Origin of the sequence: Micromonospora pisi, assembly GCF_003633685.1 — a bacterium.
In the GTDB taxonomy this organism is placed as follows: Bacteria; Actinomycetota; Actinomycetes; order Mycobacteriales; family Micromonosporaceae; genus Micromonospora_G; species Micromonospora_G pisi.
The window spans coordinates 3,371,139-3,388,448 of the sequence record NZ_RBKT01000001.1; the positions used below are offsets into that span (position 1 = coordinate 3,371,139).

General features: G+C 70.0%; 13 protein-coding genes and 2 pseudogenes. 12 read left to right on the forward strand and 3 right to left on the reverse strand.

Annotated features, from left to right (window positions below; translation table 11 throughout):
- Window positions 1-312 precede the first annotated feature (312 nt).
- The 6 genes and pseudogenes from BDK92_RS14005 to BDK92_RS41170 form a co-directional block, all read left to right on the forward strand.
- Window positions 313-1,749, forward strand: coding sequence for a TldD/PmbA family protein (locus BDK92_RS14005; protein WP_121162110.1), 1,437 nt, complete (start codon window positions 313-315; stop codon window positions 1,747-1,749).
- A gap of 49 nt (window positions 1,750-1,798) precedes the next feature.
- Window positions 1,799-3,187, forward strand: a complete 1,389-nt coding sequence (locus tag BDK92_RS14010; protein ID WP_121157110.1) for a TldD/PmbA family protein — start codon at window positions 1,799-1,801, stop codon at window positions 3,185-3,187.
- 285 nt (window positions 3,188-3,472) lie between these two features.
- Window positions 3,473-4,279 carry a hypothetical protein gene (locus BDK92_RS14015; protein WP_121157111.1) on the forward strand — a complete coding sequence of 269 codons (807 nt, stop codon included), beginning with the start codon at window positions 3,473-3,475 and terminating at the stop codon, window positions 4,277-4,279.
- 9 nt (window positions 4,280-4,288) lie between these two features.
- Window positions 4,289-6,244 (forward strand): fumarate reductase/succinate dehydrogenase flavoprotein subunit, encoded by a 1,956-nt coding sequence (locus tag BDK92_RS14020; protein ID WP_121157112.1) that lies wholly within the window; start codon window positions 4,289-4,291, stop codon window positions 6,242-6,244.
- Window positions 6,244-6,996: pseudogene (locus BDK92_RS14025) on the forward strand (succinate dehydrogenase/fumarate reductase iron-sulfur subunit); the annotation flags it as partial. The gene BDK92_RS14020 and the pseudogene BDK92_RS14025, both read left to right, overlap by 1 nt.
- Before the next feature lie 54 nt (window positions 6,997-7,050).
- Window positions 7,051-7,287: pseudogene (locus BDK92_RS41170) on the forward strand (succinate dehydrogenase/fumarate reductase iron-sulfur subunit); the annotation flags it as partial.
- Window positions 7,288-7,466: 179 nt separating this feature from the next.
- Here the strand turns inward: BDK92_RS41170 and BDK92_RS14030 are convergent.
- Window positions 7,467-7,925, reverse strand: coding sequence for a (deoxy)nucleoside triphosphate pyrophosphohydrolase (locus tag BDK92_RS14030; RefSeq protein ID WP_425462230.1), 459 nt, complete (start codon window positions 7,923-7,925; stop codon window positions 7,467-7,469).
- Window positions 7,926-8,103: 178 nt separating this feature from the next.
- Here BDK92_RS14030 and BDK92_RS14035 point away from each other — a divergent pair, with 178 nt between their 5' ends.
- The gene (locus BDK92_RS14035; RefSeq protein ID WP_121157115.1) at window positions 8,104-8,421 is read left to right on the forward strand and encodes a 4a-hydroxytetrahydrobiopterin dehydratase; all 318 of its coding nucleotides are present in this window, start codon (window positions 8,104-8,106) and stop codon (window positions 8,419-8,421) included.
- Between the two features lie 14 nt (window positions 8,422-8,435).
- Here BDK92_RS14035 and BDK92_RS14040 read toward each other — a convergent pair whose 3' ends face one another.
- Window positions 8,436-9,650: an FUSC family protein gene (locus BDK92_RS14040; protein WP_170208587.1), complete on the reverse strand. Its 1,215-nt coding sequence runs from the start codon at window positions 9,648-9,650 to the stop codon at window positions 8,436-8,438.
- A gap of 85 nt (window positions 9,651-9,735) precedes the next feature.
- On the opposite strand from BDK92_RS14040, the gene BDK92_RS14045 reads away from it, so the two are divergent.
- Window positions 9,736-10,101 carry a PH domain-containing protein gene (locus BDK92_RS14045; RefSeq protein ID WP_121157117.1) on the forward strand — a complete coding sequence of 122 codons (366 nt, stop codon included), beginning with the start codon at window positions 9,736-9,738 and terminating at the stop codon, window positions 10,099-10,101.
- 18 nt (window positions 10,102-10,119) lie between these two features.
- Here BDK92_RS14045 and ychF read toward each other — a convergent pair whose 3' ends face one another.
- Window positions 10,120-11,205 (reverse strand): redox-regulated ATPase YchF, encoded by a 1,086-nt coding sequence (gene ychF, locus BDK92_RS14050; RefSeq protein WP_121157118.1) that lies wholly within the window; start codon window positions 11,203-11,205, stop codon window positions 10,120-10,122.
- A gap of 187 nt (window positions 11,206-11,392) precedes the next feature.
- Here ychF and BDK92_RS14055 point away from each other — a divergent pair, with 187 nt between their 5' ends.
- The 4 genes from BDK92_RS14055 to BDK92_RS14070 all read left to right on the forward strand — a co-directional run bounded on the left by BDK92_RS14055 (window position 11,393) and on the right by BDK92_RS14070 (window position 17,217).
- Complete coding sequence (locus BDK92_RS14055) at window positions 11,393-12,883, forward strand: AlkA N-terminal domain-containing protein (protein WP_121157119.1); 1,491 nt, start codon at window positions 11,393-11,395, stop codon at window positions 12,881-12,883.
- On the forward strand, window positions 12,880-13,425 hold the full coding sequence (locus BDK92_RS14060) for a methylated-DNA--[protein]-cysteine S-methyltransferase (protein WP_121157120.1): 546 nt from the start codon (window positions 12,880-12,882) through the stop codon (window positions 13,423-13,425). Before BDK92_RS14055 ends, BDK92_RS14060 begins: the two co-directional genes overlap by 4 nt.
- Before the next feature lie 73 nt (window positions 13,426-13,498).
- Window positions 13,499-15,340 (forward strand): ABC transporter ATP-binding protein, encoded by a 1,842-nt coding sequence (locus tag BDK92_RS14065; protein WP_121157121.1) that lies wholly within the window; start codon window positions 13,499-13,501, stop codon window positions 15,338-15,340.
- Window positions 15,337-17,217 carry an ABC transporter ATP-binding protein gene (locus BDK92_RS14070; protein ID WP_121157122.1) on the forward strand — a complete coding sequence of 627 codons (1,881 nt, stop codon included), beginning with the start codon at window positions 15,337-15,339 and terminating at the stop codon, window positions 17,215-17,217. The genes BDK92_RS14065 and BDK92_RS14070 overlap by 4 nt, the downstream gene beginning before the upstream one ends.
- Window positions 17,218-17,310 lie beyond the last annotated feature (93 nt).

Sequence of the window (17,310 nt, forward strand, 5' to 3'; positions counted from 1 at the left end):
CTAAGCTACGGGCAGGGGCCTGTCAGCGGGCAAACAGTAACGAAACCGCATCGAGGACGCTCTCCGCCCACTCTCCTCATTGAACCGCGGTTGAACCGTTAACATAACTGGCTGACGCGTTGACAACCGTCGACCGAACCGAGCTCCGGACGACCCGTTATCGGGATCGCGCGGAGCGGGTCGCGCGCACTCCACCCCGACCCCGGCGGACGGTCCGACCACCTCGCAACCACTACCCTGCGTGATCCCGCGCCCGGCGCTGTCCGTGCCGCTACCCCGCCCCTGACCGGGATCTCGCATAGGGTCATGGTCATGACCCACTTCGACGTGGCCACGGCCGCGGTGCAGGCGGCGCTCGACGCGGGCGCCCGCTATGCCGACGCGCGGGTGATGCACCGGCGCTACGAGTCGATGTCCGCACGCAACGGCGAGATCGAGGAACTCTCGCAGGACGAGGACGCGGGCATCGGCGTACGGGCACTCGTCGGCTCCAGCTGGGGCTTCTTCGCCGTACCCGAACTCTCCGACGCCGCCGCCCGAGCGGCCGGCACCCGCGCCGCGCGCATCGCCACCGCCAGTGCCCGCGTCCCCGGCCCTGCTGTCGACCTGGTGCCGACCGGCGGGCAGAGCGGCACCTGGTCCTCGCCCTGCGCGGTCGACCCGCTCGGCGTCGCCCTCTCCGACAAGGGTGACCTGCTGGTCCACGCGACCAAGCTGTCGCACCAGGCCGGGGCGGACCTGGCCGAAGGGCTCTACCAGATCTGGGACACCAGCAAGTGGTTCGTCTCCAGTGAGGGGCACCGGATCGACCAGCACGTACGCGAGTGTGGGGCGGGGATCTCGGCCACCGTTATCGGCGACGGAGAGACCCAACGCCGCTCCTACCCCAGCTACCGCGGCCAGTACGGCACCAGCGGCTGGGAACTGGTCGACTCGCTCGACCTCGGCGCGCACGCGGTCCGGATCGCCGAGGAGGCCCGTGAGCTGCTGACCGCGCCACTCTGCCCGAGCGGGGAGACCACCCTGATCCTCGGTGGTGAGCAGCTCGCGTTGCAGATCCACGAGTCGGTCGGGCACGCCATCGAACTCGACCGGATCCTCGGTTGGGAGGCCGCCTTCGCCGGCACCTCGTGGCTCGACCTCAACCAGCTCGGCCGGCTCCGTTACGGCTCCGAGCTGATGAACATCACCATCGACCCGACCATCCCGGGCGCGCTGGGCAGCTTCGGCTTCGACGACGAGGGCACGCCGGCGGCGAAACGCGACGCGGTCCGCGAGGGCCGGTGGGTCGGTGTCCTGGCCGGTCGCGACTCCGCCGCCGTCGCCGGCCTCGACTACGCCGGCAGCGTGCGCTCCGACGGCTGGTCGCGGCTGCCGATGGTACGGATGACGAACGTCGGCCTGGAGCCAGGACCGCACACCCTGGACGAGATCATCGACGCCACCGACGACGGTGTCCTGATGGACATCAACCGCTCCTGGTCGATCGACGACAAGCGGCTCAACTTCCAGTTCGGCTGCGAGATCGGCTGGGAGATCAAGAACGGTCGCCGGGGCCGGATGCTGCGTAACCCCACCTACACCGGGATCGGCCCGCAGTTCTGGCGCTCGATGGACATGCTCTCCGGCGAGAGCGTCGCCTGGGGGACCCCGAACTGTGGCAAGGGTCAGCCCGGCCAGGTCGGGCACACCGGCCACCCGGCCGCCCCGGCCCGGTTCACCAACGTACGGGTGGGGGTGCGCGGATGACCTGCTCCACCACCGTGGCGGTACGCGACGAGCGAAGGGAAACATCTCGATGAGCCGGGAGCTCGATCTCGCAGGTCGGGTGGTGGAACTGGTCCGGGAGATCGCCGGGCCGGACGCCGAGGCGGAAGCCAGCGCCACCCACACCGCCCACTCGCTGACCCGCTTCGCCAACTCGGCAATCCACCAGAACGTCGCAGAGGACACCACCGGTCTGCGGCTACGGCTGCACGTGGACGGTCGTACGGCCGCCGGCTCCAGCACCGTCGTCACCGACGACGGGCTGCGCGGGCTGGTGGAGCGTACGGTCGCCGCCGCCCGGCTCTGCCCACCCGACCCGGCCTGGCCCGGGCTGGCCCCGGCGACGGCACCCGACGGCACCGGCAACTACGACGAGGCGACCGCGCAGGCCACCCCGGACGAGCGGGCCGACCGGGTACGCGCCTTCGTCGAGGCGGCCGGCGGGCTGGAGACGGCCGGCTACTGCCGTACGGTGAGCTGGGCCGGCGGCTTCGCGAACAGTGCCGGCCAGTCCGTCACCGGCCGCTCGGCCGAGGCGGCCATGGACGGCATCGCCCGGGCCGGCGGGGTCGACGGGGTGGCCCGGCGCAACACCGGGCGTCTCTCCGATCTGGACGGTACGGTCCTCGGTGCCCGGGCGGCGGTCAAGGCACGTGCCGGTGCGGCCCCGGTCGAGCTGGCACCGGGGCGCTACGAGGTGGTGCTGGAGCCGACCGCGGTGGTCGACATCCTGCAGAACTTCGCGCTCTTCGGGTTCAACGGCAAGGCGTACAACGAGCGACGGTCCTTCGCCGAACTGGGCAGCACGCAGTTCGACCCGACGATCAGCCTGGTCGACGACACGCTCGGCACGCTCGGCCTGCCGTACGACGCGGAGGGCACCCCGAAGCGTCGGGTCGCGCTGGTCGAGAACGGGGTGACCCGTACGGTCACGCACGACCGGCGGACCGCGGCCGAGGCCGGGGTCTCCTCGACCGGGCACGCGCTGCACGGTGGCGCCTCCTGGGGTGCGGTCCCGACCAACCTGTGCCTGCTGCCCGCCGGTGACACCGGCGACGGCTCGGGTCCGACCGAGGTCTCCGGGCCGATCGTCGACTCGGACACCGCCGCGCTGGTCGCCGGGGTCGAACGTGGACTGCTTGTCACCGACTTCTGGTACACCCGGGTACTGGACCCGAAATCCCTGGTCATCACGGGTCTGACCCGCAACGGCGTCTGGCTGATCGAAAACGGCGAGATCACCACGGCGGTGCAGAACTTCCGCTTCACCCAGTCGTACCCGCAGGCGCTCGCGCCCGGCGCGGTGCTCGGTCTGGGCCGGCACGCGTCGCTGCTGCCGGACAGCTGGGACGCCTCCTGGTGGTCGGCTCCGGCGCTGCGGCTGGCGTCGTGGAACTTCACCGGCGGCGCCTCGGGCTGATCTTCCGGCCGCTCCGGGCTGACGATCATGAGTGAAGTTCTGCACAACCACGCCCGGAATGACGGCTGGGACTTTCGTTACCGGTAGGACACACGCGAGACTCCCTTGCGCATCGTGCGCTCGGCGTGCGGCGTAACGTGTACGCCGAACTGCGCCGGAAGGCATAGGTCCTGGTGTACAGCGTGCGGGTGGCGCGACTTCGAATCACATCGCTGCCCCCGCGCGCTCACCGGAACACCATCCGTGCCCGTCAGCCAGACAGGGCCCTGTCAGGGAGACATAGGAATGACTACGACGGCAACGAGGCCGGGGGGTGCGCGTCCGCGCGCCGCCATCGCGGCGAGGACGTTGCGTACCGACCGCTGGTGGTTCGCGCCGCTGATCACGGTCATCGGGCTCGGCGCCTGGGTCACCTACGCCACGGTCCGGGTGTTCATGCACGACTTTTACTGGGTCGCCGATTATCACTATCTGACCCCGTTCTACTCGCCCTGCGTGACCCAGACCTGCCTCCCGGAGGCGGCGCACTTCGGCCGTGTGCTGCCGGGCTGGTGGATCATCCCGGACGCCGCGCTGACCCTGCCGTTCCTGCTGCTCTTCCGGCTCACCTGCTACTACTACCGCAAGGCCTACTACCGGGCATTCTGGCTTTCCCCGCCGGCCTGCGCCGTCCCGGACGGGCACGAGACCTACAGTGGCGAGACCCGCTTCCCGCTGATTTTCCAGAACGCACACCGGTACGCGTTCTACGCCGCGGCGGTCATTTCACTGATCAATACCTGGGACGCCGTACTCGCCTTCCGCAGTCCCGAGGGCTTCGGTTTCGGACTGGGCAACGTGATCCTCTGGATCAACGTCATCGCGCTCTGGGCGTACACGCTTTCGTGCCACTCCTGCCGGCACATCGCCGGTGGCCGGCTCAAGCACTTCTCCAAGCACCCGGTGCGCTACCGCTTCTGGACCTTCGTGTCCAAGCTCAACACCCGGCACATGCAGCTCGCCTGGATCACGCTGGGCACACTGGCGTTCACCGACTTCTACATCATGGCGCTGTCCGCCGAGTGGTTCGGCGACCTGCGGTTCATCAACTGAGGGCCTGACATGACTACGCGAATCGAACGACACCACTACGATGTCGTCGTGATCGGGGCCGGCGGCGCCGGCCTGCGGGCGGCGATCGAGGCCCGGCTGGCGGGCAAGCGCACCGCCATCATCTCGAAGTCGCTCTTCGGCAAGGCCCACACGGTGATGGCCGAGGGCGGCGCGGCGGCGGCCATGGGAAACGTGAACAGCCGGGACAACTGGCAGGTGCACTTCCGCGACACCATGCGCGGTGGCAAGTTCCTGAACAACTTCCGGATGGCCGAGCTGCACGCGAAGGAGTCGCCGCAGCGGATCTGGGAGTTGGAGACGTACGGTGCGCTCTTCGACCGCACCAAGGACGGCAAGATCTCGCAGCGCAACTTCGGTGGCCACGAGTACCCCCGGCTGGCGCACGTGGGTGACCGGACCGGGCTGGAGCTGATCCGTACCCTCCAGCAGAAGATCGTCTCGCTGCAGCAGGAGGACAAGCGGGAGCACGGCGACTACGAGGCCCGGATCAAGGTCTTCGCCGAAACCACCATCACCGAACTGCTGCTCGACTCCTCCGGCCCGGACGGTCCCCGGATCGCCGGCGCGTTCGGCTACTACCGGGAGTCTGGCGAGTTCGTCCTCTTCGAGGCGCCGGCCGTGGTGCTGGCGACCGGTGGGGTGGGCAAGTCGTACAAGGTCACCTCGAACTCCTGGGAGTACACCGGGGACGGCCACGCGCTCGCCCTGCGGGCCGGCGCGACTCTGATCAACATGGAGTTCCTCCAGTTCCACCCGACCGGCATGGTCTGGCCGCCGTCGGTGAAGGGCATCCTGGTGACCGAGTCGGTCCGGGGTGACGGTGGTGTGCTGAAGAACTCCGACGGCAAGCGCTTCATGTTCGACTACGTCCCCGACGTCTTCCGCAAGCAGTACGCGGAGACCGAGGAGGAGGCGGACCGCTGGTACAGCGACCCGGACAACAACCGGCGCCCGCCGGAGCTGCTTCCTCGCGACGAGGTGGCCCGTGCGATCAACAGTGAGGTGAAGGCGGGTCGTGGCACCCCGGCCGGCGGCGTCTACCTGGACATCGCGAGCCGACTCCCGGCCGAGGAGGTCAAGCGCCGGCTGCCGTCGATGTACCACCAGTTCAAGGAGCTGGCCGACGTCGACATCACCAAGCAGCCGATGGAGGTCGGGCCGACCTGCCACTACGTGATGGGTGGGGTCGAGGTCGAGCCGGACACCGCCGCGGCGCACGGACACGTCCGGGGGCTCTTCGCCGCGGGTGAGGTCTCCGGCGGCATGCACGGCTCCAACCGGCTCGGCGGAAACTCCCTCTCCGACCTGCTGGTCTTCGGCCGGCGGGCGGGCGGGCACGCGGCGGCGTACGCCGATGGCCTGGCCTCCCGCCCGAAGGTGGCGGCGACCGACGTCGCGGCGTCGGTGGACCGCGCGCTGGCCCCGCTGGAGCGCCCGGACGGCGAGAACCCGTACAAGCTCCAGCAGGACCTGCAGGCGGTGATGGGCGACCTGGTCGGCATCATCCGGCGCAAGGGCGAGCTGGAGGACGCACTGGTCCGCCTGGCCGACCTGCGGGAGCGGGTGGCGAAGGTGGGTGCGACCGGTGGCCGGCGCTACAACCCGGGCTGGCACCTCGCGCTCGACCTGCGCAACATGCTGGTCGTCTCGGAGTGCACCGCGAAGGCGGCACTGGAGCGGGAAGAGTCGCGCGGCGGACACACCCGGGAGGACTTCCCGAAGATGGCGCCGGACTGGCGCATGGTCAACCTGGTCTGCTCGCTCGACGGCGACAAGGTACGGCTGGAGCACAAGCCTCTGCCGAAGATGCGGGCCGAGCTGATCCAGCTCTTCGACCGGACCGAGCTGGCCAAGTACCTGACCGAAGACGAGCTGGCCGACTTCGACGCGCTCAGCGAGGGTGTCGAAACCGGCGGCGTGCACGCGCAGGAGGCGGGCAAGTAATGGGTACGAAGCGCCACTTCAAGGTCTGGCGGGGCGACGACCAGGGCGGTGACCTGCAGGACTACCAGATCGAGGTCAACGAGGGCGAGGTTGTCCTCGACGTGATCCACCGGTTGCAGGCCACCGAGGCACCCGACCTCGCCTGCCGCTGGAACTGCAAGGCCGGCAAGTGCGGCTCCTGCTCGATGGAGATCAACGGCATGCCCCGGCTGGGCTGCATGACGCGGATGTCGACCTTCGAGGAGGCCGAGACGGTCACGGTCACCCCGCTGCGGACGTTCCCGGTCATCCGGGACCTGGTCACCGACGTCTCGTTCAACTACGAGAAGGCCCGGGAGACCCCGGCGTTCGCGCCGCCGGCCGACCTCGCCCCCGGTGACTACCGGATGAAGCAGGTCGACGTCGAGCGGTCGCAGGAGTTCCGCAAGTGCATCGAGTGCTTTCTGTGCCAGAACACCTGCCACGTGGTACGTGACCACGAGGAGAACAAGGTCGCGTTCTCCGGCCCGCGGTACTTCATCCGTGCCGCCGAACTGGACATGCACCCGCTCGACAGCAAGACCGACCGCAAGGAGTACGCACAGGCGTCGCAGGGCCTCGGCTACTGCAACATCACCAAGTGCTGCACCGAGGTTTGCCCCGAGCACATCAAGATCACTGACAACGCGATCATCCCGATGAAGGAACGCGTCGTCGACCGCAGGTACGATCCTCTTGTGTGGCTTGGTAGCAAGATCTTCCGACGGGGTCAGACTGACGGCGACGAGACAGGTGCTCGTCCGGATCCGTCAGATGTCCGTGAGCATCACTCCCACGGTGGCTCCTCCGGCGACCCGGTCGCCGAGGAGCAGGCGCAGCGGGGGGTGAACTGGCACCGTCAGGTGCCGCACCCCACCAGTCCGGTGGTGGACGAGCGGGGCAAGATGCCGCTCAGCGAGTTCACCTTCGACCGGCCAGCCGCGCCGTCGCCGTTCGGCGACGACGTGTCCTTTCCGCTCCCGGCTGACCACCTGAACTACGCCCACCCGGACCAGAAAGACTGATCCGGGGCGTATTCAGCCCGTACGCGTACTGAAGGCTCGGCGGCAGTAGCCGCCGAGCCTTCAGTGGTATTCCGGGCACAACTCCCATTCAGGCACGATCGCCGTTCCAAACCATTTTTCGGGACGTCGACGTGATCGGGCCTTGTTATCGCGTATGACGTCGCATTTCCCCCGGCGTGTCAGAGCAGGGGCCGCAGGGCGGCCACGATCGGCTCATCCGCGGGCAGCCAGGCCACCGAGCCGAGTTCGGCCGCCGTGAGCCAGCGCAACTCCGCGTGCTCCAGCCGTTGTGGCTGGTCTCCACCGATGAGCCGGGCCTGGTAGACCCGAAGTACCGCCCGGCCGTGGGCGAGCGGCACGTCCGCACCGACCCGCTCGCCGACCTCGATCCGGACGGCCAACTCCTCCATACATTCGCGGATGAGTGCGTCGATCTCAGTTTCGCCGGATTCGACTTTGCCGCCCGGAAACTCCCACTTGCCGGCCACTTCCGGCGGCTTGGCCCTGGCGCAACCGAGCACCCGTCCGTCCTCGATGATGGCCGCACCGACAATTACCCTGCTCTTTCGCTTTCCGTAATCAGTCGACTCGCCGCTGTAACCGGCACTCTCGTCCCCACTCGCCCGTTCGGTCTGCACGGGCATCAACGGTGCCAGATCAATCGGCGGTTCGGGTGCCGTAGCCCAACCGTAGGGCAAAAGAACACGGAACTGTGGACGTGGACACACCAGCCGGCCGGCGACAGACTAGGGAGCACCGACTAGGACACGGGATAGCGACGATTTGGCCACAAGCCGGCAACGACGCTTGGGAGGTATGGTGAAGCGTGCTCTATGGCGCAGTCGATCCCAGCGTGACTACCTGACCGACGCGCTCACCCTCTTGCCCGGCTGGATCCGGGAGGGGCGACAACTCAAGCGCACCCTCATCCTCGACGATACCCAACACGCCGCGCTGACCGAACGCGTCAAGATCGTCGCAGACGCGGTGCACGTACGTCCAGAGCTCCGGCGTCTCGACGGCCACACCCAGATCAAAATCGGCGCACCGGACGAGGACACGATCACCGAGAACGTGGTCACCCTCGCCGCCCGGATCGAGGACGTCTACCGCTCGGTCACCAGCGCCGACTGACCCACCCGTACCGCTCAGGTCGGCGTGGCGGCGGCGCGCGCCGCCTCACGGACAAGCTGGTTGGCGTCGTCCCGCTGCACCCCGGTCGCCTGCAACAGGTCAAGAGCGGCGGACCTGACCTGCGCCACCACCGCCGCGCCGGAGAGGGCGACCCCGTGGTCGTAGCCCTGACTCGCGTCGTGCACCGCCCGCAGCACCCGCCTGCGCGCCTCATCCGGCACCCGACCGTGCCGAAACTCGTCGTGCAGCAGCCGGACCGCCTCGGCGAGGCGGTCGACCGCGACCGGCAGGCAGTCCGGGAGGGGTTCGCCGTCCGCGATCAGGCTGGCCACCCGACGGGCCAGGCCACGGCTGCTCCACACCGCGTTGTCCATGTGCTCGGCCCCCTGGGTGAACAGGGCCAGCGTCTGGCGGCGATGCCAGCGGGCGGGCGCCAACTGCACCACCTCCTTCGCCCCGTCCACTGCCGCCTTGAGGTTCACCAGGTCCGACTCGATGGCTCCGAAGCCATCCACCGCCCGCCCGACGGCGGCAGCGTCGCGCGCCCTCATCGCCTGCGCGGTCAGGCTCAACTGTCGAGCGAGTTCCTCGATCGGATAGCTCGCGGCACGTTGCACGATCCGACGCGGATTGAACGGCAGGAGCAGCAGGACCACCACCAGGCCGACCCCGCCACCGATGAGGGCGTCCACGAACCTCGGATACTCCAGCTCACCCACGGTCGGCGACAGGGCCGCGATCAGCACCGCCGTACCGCCCGCCTGAGCCAGCAGCACACCCCGGCCGCTGATCAGGATCGCCCCGATCACCGCGAGCGTCACAATCACCCCCAACTGCCACGGCCCCCGGCCGGCGACCAGCATCAACCCGTCGCCGACACCGATGCCCACCGCGACCCCCGCGATCAGGGCGACCGTACGGTGCAGCCGCTGCCCCGTCGACGAGGCGATGGTGCCCACGGCGGCAGCGGGAGCGAACACCGGTTGCGGCGTGTTCAGGACCTCGTGCGCGATCCCCCAGGACAGCGCCGCCGCCACCCCGGCCTGGACTGCGATCATCAGGTTGATCTCCATCTGCCGGATCCGGTCACGCACCTTGGTCCGGCTCGCATCGGCCCACCTGGCGAGGATCTCGTCGACGCGTCTCGTGGCGGGATCGGCCGGCAGCGCGGGCGGGCGCCGATGACCAAGGTGCCGGAGCGAGAACATTGCCGGGCTTACCCCTCGCACGCCACCCGAACCATGGTTCCTGGCGGAGATCCTGGCGCCATCCGCCGAGGTGCCGCGGTGGCGCGCCGCTCCTACCCTCGGCCACATGGCCAACAACGTCACATACGACCGTCGGGAGCAGTTCCAGCAGATCCAGAGCGGCCTGCTCGACGGCGAGCAGGTGATCGCGGTCTACGACGCGATCGGCACCGGCACCGGCTTCATCGGCCTGACCAACCGGCGGGTGATCATCCAGGACAAGTCGTTCGTGGGCAAGAAGTTCGCGATCACCAGCATCCCGTACTCGAAGATCACCAGCGTGAGCGTGGTGAGCAACAAGTCCTGGGGCGGGTCGTTCTTCTCCACCGGCGCGATCGCCATCCACGTCGGCACGCACACGTACGAGGTCGAGTTCCGGGGCGACCAGAAGAGTCACCACGTACACAACGTGATCCTGCACTACATCTCGTAGCGCCCCGGCATCGACGACTCAGACGTTGAAACGGAACTCGACCACGTCGCCGTCCTGCATGACGTAGTCCTTGCCCTCCAGCCGGACCCGGCCAGCCGCCTTCGCCGCCGCCATCGACCCGGCGGCGACCAGATCCTCGTACGAGACGATCTCAGCCTTGATGAAGCCGCGCTGGAAATCCGTGTGGATCACCCCGGCGGCCTCCGGCGCGGTCGCCCCGACCGGGACGGTCCAGGCCCGCGCCTCCTTCGGCCCCGCGGTCAGGTACGTCTGCAGCCCGAGGGTACGGAAGCCGACCCGGATCAGCTGGTCCAGCCCCGGCTCCGGCTGCCCGATCGACTCCAGCAGCTCACGGGCCTCCTCCGCCGGCAGGTCGATCAGCTCCGACTCCACCTTGGCGTCCATGAACACCGCCTCGGCGGGCGCCACCAGCTGGCGCAGCTCGTCCAGGAAGTCGGCGTTGCCCAGTTCGGCCTCGTCAACGTTGAAGACGTACAGGAACGGCTTGGTGGTGAGCAGGTGCAGCTCGCGCAACTCGACGATCTCGATCCCGGCGCGGGCTCCGCCCGCGTACAGGGTGACACCGGTGTTGAGCAGGTCGATCGCCTTCTTGGCGGCCTCGACCACCGCCGCCCGGTCCTTGCGGATCTTGGCTTCCTTCTCCAGCCGGGGCAGCGCCTTCTCCAGCGTCTGCAGGTCGGCCAGGATCAGCTCGGTGTTGATCGTCTCGATGTCGTCGGCCGGCGAGACCTTGCCGTCGACGTGCACCACGTTCGGGTCGGAGAAGGCCCGGACCACCTGGCAGATCGCCGCCGCGTCACGGATGTTGGCGAGGAACGCGTTTCCGCGGCCCTGGCCCTTGGAGGCCCCCCGGACCAGTCCGGCGATGTCGACGAAGGTCACCGGCGCGGGGATGATCTTCTGTGACCCGTGGATCTCGGCGAGCTTGTCCAGTCGCTCGTCCGGCAGCCCGACCACGCCCGTGTTGGGCTCGATGGTGGCGAACGGGTAGTTCGCGGCCAGCACGTCGTTCTTGGTGAGTGCGTTGAAGAGCGTGCTCTTGCCGACGTTGGGCAGGCCGACGATGCCTAGCGAGATAGCCACGACAAACCAGCATACGCAAGCCTTCGCCGCCACCGCCCGGCGCGCCCGCGCTCCCGGCCGGCCCCGCCGCCGGGACCGGTTAACAAGGGGCCCCTCCTATACAGAAAGCGATAACAAGGGGCCCTTCCTTACGGTGAGGTCCGAATTCCGCTAGCAGGGGGGCATCGGCGCGGGGAGTATCGGTCGGGTGGAGTTGGACTTCGAGCGGTGCTACCGGGCGGTCGACAGCCGTGACCAGCGGTTCGACGGCTGGTTCTACACCGGCGTACGGACCACCGGGATCTACTGCCGGCCGTCCTGCCCGGCGGTAACCCCAAAACGGGAAAATGTCACTTTCTACCCGTCCGCCGCTGCCGCCCAGCGGGGCGGACTGCGGGCCTGCCGGCGGTGCCGGCCGGACGCGGCACCGGGCTCGCCCGAGTGGGACGTCCGGGCGGACGTGGTCGGGCGGGCGATGCGACTGATCGCGGACGGTGTGGTCGACCGGGACGGGGTGCCGGGTCTGGCCGCCCGCCTCGGCTACACCGAACGGCACCTGCACCGGATGCTCACCGCCCAGGTCGGCGCCGGGCCGCTCGCACTGGCGCGGGCCCAGCGGGCGCAGACCGCCCGGATCCTGATCGAGACCACCGAACTGGGGCTGGCGGAGATCGCGTTCGCCGCCGGGTTCGGCAGCGTACGGCAGTTCAACGACACCATCCGCGAGGTGTACGCGGCGGTGCCGTCGGTACTGCGGGCGAAGGCCCACCACCAACCGGCCGGGACCGGCGCGGGCACGGTGTCGCTGCGGCTCGCGTACCGGGCCCCGCTGCACGTGGAGGCGTTGTTCGACTTCCTCTCCCTGCGGGCCCTGCCGTCGGTCGAACGGGTCGACCACGGGTCGTACACCCGGGCGCTGCGTCTGCCGCACGGTCCGGCGGAGGTGACCCTGACCCCGCTCCCCGGGTACGTCGCGGCGACGCTGCGCCTGACCGACGTACGCGACCTGTCGCCGGCGGTGGCCCGCTGCCGCCGACTGCTCGACCTGGACGCCGACCCGGAGGCGGTGGACGGCACGCTCGCCGCCGACCCGGCACTCACCGCCGCGGTCGACGAGGAACCCGGGGTACGGGTGCCGCGTGCCGTCGACGGCTTCGAGATGGCGGTCCGGGCGATCGTCGGCCAACAGGTCTCGGTGGCCGGGGCCCGGACCGTGCTGGGCCGGCTGGTCGCCGCCGTCCCCGGCCCGGTGGCGGCGCCCGGCCAGCCGGCGGCGCCCGCCGACGAGCCGCCGGTCGGCGCCCCCGACGCCGAGTCGCCGCTGCGGGCGTTCCCGGCGCCGGCGGAACTGCTGGCCCTGCCGGACGGGGCGTACGGCATGCCCGCCGCCCGCCGCGAGACGATCCGTACGGTGGCGCGGGCGGTCGCCGACGGCAGCCTGGACCTCGATCCGGGGGCGGACCGGGAGCGGCTCACCGCCCAACTGACCGGGCTGCCCGGGATCGGCCCGTGGACCGCCGCGTACGTGCTGCTGCGCGCGGTCGGCGACCCGGACGTTTTCCTCCCCACCGACCTGGGCGTACGCCACGGCGCGACCGCGCTCGGGCTGCCCGGCACCCCGGCCTCCCTCGCCGACCACGCCACCCGGTGGCGCCCCTGGCGTTCCTACGCCACGATCCGACTCTGGAGAGCATCATGAACGACCTGAACAGCTCGACCACGGGCAGTACGACGGAGCTCAGCAGCGCCCAGGTGGACACCCCGGCCGGACCGTTGACGATCCTGGTCAACCGGGACGGTGCGGTCCGCGCCGCCGGCTGGACCAGCGAGGTGGGGACGCTGCTGGCGGTCGTACACCCCAGTCTGCGGGCCCCGGTCCGGCCCCGCGCCGACCTCGGGGCGGTGACCCGCGCGGTCCGTTCCTACCTCGACGGTGAGCTGACCGCGATCGACGCCGTGGCGGTGGAGCAGCACAGCGGCGGCGAGTTCATGACCCACGCCTGGCAGACGTTGCGGCAGGTAAAGCCGGGTGAGCCGGTGACGTACACCGGTTTTGCCGAGCTGTCGGGGCGGCCCCGGGCGGTGCGCGCCGCGGCGGCGGCCTGCGCCCGCAACGCCGCCGCGCTCTTTGTCCCCTGCCACCGGGTGCTGCGCACCGACGGCAGCCTGGGCGGGTTCCGGTGGGGGCTGGACGTGAAGCGTTGGCTGCTCGGTCACGAGCGGCCATTGACCGGAAGCTGACTGTTACTGGATCGGCGTTTACCGATACGGTGCAGGGGTGCCTCCGGACCACGATGACCCGAATTCAGGGGTTGTGACGATTCCGGAGGTTCCCCCGCGCCCGCCGTTCGGACACAACCTGTGGCGGCTGCGTCGCTACGTCCGCCCGTACACCGGTCAGCTCGGCTGGCTGCTGGTCGTCGCCTTCGCCGCAACCGGGGCGAGTCTCGCCGTACCCCTGATCATCCGGCAGGTGATCGACGGTCCGATCGCGAACCGCGACCCCGGCGGTCTGTACCGGCTCGGCGTCCTGGCGCTGCTGCTCGGGCTCGCCGAGGCAGTGCTGATCTTCGTCCGCCGCTGGGTGCAGTCGTCGACCGCCCTTGCCATCGAGTCGGCCATCCGCGACGACATCTACGCCCACCTGCAACGGCTGCACGTGGGCTTCCATGACCGCTGGCAGTCGGGGCAACTCCTCTCCCGGGCCACCGCGGACCTGTCGGTGATCCGTCGGTTCCTCTCCTTCGGGCTGCTCTTCCTGATCGTCAACACCGCTACCTACCTCGCCGTGGTGGGACTCCTGATCCACCTCTACTGGCCACTCGGCCTGCTGGTCGCGGCGAGCGCCGTGCCGCTGTTCACGGTCAGCCGGCGGTTCACCCGCTCCTACCTCGCCGCGTCCCGACAGATGCAGGACGAACAGGGCGACCTGACCACCCTGATCGAGGAGTCCACCCAGGGGCTGCGCACCATCAAGTCGTTCGGCCGTCGCCCCGAGATGGCGCACCGGTTCGCCGTACGGGCCCGGCAACTGCACGACACCGCCACCGGCAAGGGCCGCCTGATCGCCCGTACGTCGGCCGAGTTCGACCTGGTCCCGAACCTGACCCTGGCGGTGGTCCTGGTGGCCGGGGCACCGGCGGTGGCGTACGGCAAGCTGACCATCGGCGAACTGGTCGCCTTCGTCACGCTGCAACTGATGCTGATCTGGCCGATCGAATCCCTTGGTTGGATCATCGCCAACGGTCAGGAGGCGGTGACCGCGGCCGACCGGATCCAGGAGGTGCTCGACACCGCACCGACCATCGTGGACCGACCACACGCGGTCCCGCTGCGCCGGGCCGCGGTCCACGGCGACCTCCGGTTCGAGCGAGTCACCTTCGGCTACCCCGGACTCGCCCGACCGGTGCTCCACGAGGTCACCCTTGCGGTTCGGCCGGGCGAGACGATGGCGATCGTCGGCGCCACCGGATCCGGCAAAACCACGCTGCTGTCGCTGGTGCCCCGGCTCTACGACGTCGACGCCGGCCGGATCAGCCTCGACGGGCAGGACATCCGCGATCTCCAGCTCGCCGGGCTGCGCCGGGTGGTCGGGGTGGCGTTCGAGGAGCCGACACTCTTCTCCATGTCGGTCCGGGAGAACCTCACCCTGGGGCGGCCGGACGCGGACGACGACGCGATCCGCGACGCGCTCGCGGTGGCGCAGGCCGATTTTGTGTACGGCCTGCCGTGGGGACTGGAAACCCGGGTCGGCGAACAGGGCCTCTCCCTCTCCGGCGGGCAGCGGCAACGGTTGGCGCTGGCCCGCGCGGTGCTCGGCCAACCAGGTGTGCTGGTGCTCGACGACCCGCTCTCCGCGCTCGACGTGCACACCGAGGCGCTGGTGGAGGCCGCGCTGTCCCGGGTGCTGCGGGACACCACCGCGCTGTTGGTGGTGCACCGACCTTCCACGGTGGCGCTCGCCGACCGGGTGGCGCTGCTCGCCGACGGCCGGATCACCGCCGTGGGCACCCACTCCGAACTGCTCGCCACCGTCCCCGACTACCGCGCGGTCCTCTCCGCCACGGAAGCCGCCGACACTTCCGCCAGGGCCGGGGAACCGGACGCCGCCGGCCTGACCGGAGAGTCGGACGCCTCCGGCCTGATCCGCTCATGACCGCCGGAGCCGCGCCCACCCCCGGTACGGACCCGGCCGCCGCCCTCACCGGCTGGCGGGGCGTCGCCACCGACCCGGACGCCGAACGGACCACCGCCGAACGGGGCACTGTCCGCGCGCTGGCCCTGCTCCGGACCCGCAGCCGGGCCCTGCTCGGCGCCTTGCTGCGGCCCCACCGCCGGCTGATCGGGGTGGCGGTGGTGCTGCTCCTGGTGCAGAACGCGGCCGGCATGGCCGGTCCGTACCTGGTGATGCTCGGCATCGACCGGGCGATCGACCCACTCCGCGAGGGTGACCCCCGGCCCCTGGTGGCGGTGGCGGTGGCGTTCAGCGCCGCAGCCGCCGCCGAGTACGCGGGCAAGCGCGGTTTCCTCACCCTCTCCTCGCGGATCGGCCAGGCCGTCCTGATCGACCTGCGTCAGCGGGTGTACGAGCACTTCCTGCGACTTTCGGTCGGCTTCCACGAGCGGTACACCTCGGGTCGGGTGATCGCCCGGCTGACCAGCGACATGGACTCCATCGGCGAACTGGTCGACGGTGGCATCGACGACCTGGTGCTGGCCGCGCTCTCCATCGTCTCCGTCGCCGGCGTCCTGCTCTGGCTCGATCCGCCACTCGCCGCGGTGACCCTGCTCGCGTTCCCGTTCCTGCTGGTGCTCTCCCGCTGGTTCGCCCGCGCCTCCGGGCTCGCCTACCGGCGCACCCGCGAGGCGGTCGCCCTGGTGATCGTGCACTTCGTCGAGTCGCTGGGTGGGATCCGGGCGGTTCAGGCGTTCCGTCGCGAGCCCCGCAACCAGCACATCTTCGCCTCCGTCAACGACGAGTACCGGCGGGCGAACCTGCATGCCTTCCGGCTCATCGCCACCTACTCCCCGAGCATCAAACTGATCGGCAACGTGGCCGTGGCGGTGGTGCTCACGTACGGCGGCTGGCGGGTCCTGCACGGCGCCACCGAGATCGGCGTACTCGCCGCGTTCCTGCTCTACCTGCGGCGATTCTTCGAACCGATGCAGGAGCTGAGCCAGTTCTACAACTCGCTCCAGTCGGCCACCGCCGCGTTGGAGAAGCTCTCCGGGGTGCTCGACGAGCGACCCGGCGTACCCGAACCGGCGCCCCCCACCGGGCTGCCCGCCGGCGGCGGTCGTGGGGAGATCGAGTTCCACCGGGTCACCTTCAGCTACCGGGAGAAGACGCCGGTCCTGACCGAACTGGACCTGCGGATCCCGGCCGGGCAGATCGTCGCGCTGGTCGGCGCCACCGGGGCGGGCAAGTCGACGGTGGCCAAGTTGGTCGCCCGCTTCTACGACCCGACCAGTGGCACGGTCAGCCTGGACGGGGTCGACCTGCGGCGGGTGCCCGACGCCGAACTGCGCCGCGTGGTGGTGATGGTGACCCAGGAGAACTACCTGTTCAGCGGCTCGGTCGCGGACAACATCCGGTTCGGCCGGCCCGACGCCGAACAACCGGAGATCGAAGCGGCGGCGCGGGCGATCGGCGCGCACGACTTCATCGCCGCCCTGCCCGACGGGTACGACACCGACGTGCACCGACGCGGCGGGCGACTCTCCGCCGGGCAACGTCAACTGGTCGCGTTCGCGCGCGCCTTCCTCGCCGACCCGACCGTGCTGATCCTGGACGAGGCGACCTCGTCCCTGGACGTACCGAGCGAGCGGCTGGTGCAACGGGCGCTGCGGACGATCCTGTGCGACCGGACCGCGCTGGTGATCGCGCACCGGCTCTCCACGGTGGAGATCGCCGACCGGGTGCTGGTCGTCGACGGGGGCCGGATCGTCGAGGACGGTCCGCCGGCCGCACTGGTCGAGGCCGACGGTCGGTACGCGGCCCTGCACCGGCAGTGGCGCGATTCGCTCGTCTGAACGTCGGCGCGGCGAACCCGGCAGCGCGGTGACCCGTCTCGGGCCGGCATCCCGGATGTCGGTATTGCCGGTCACGGAGGGTATCGAGGGCTC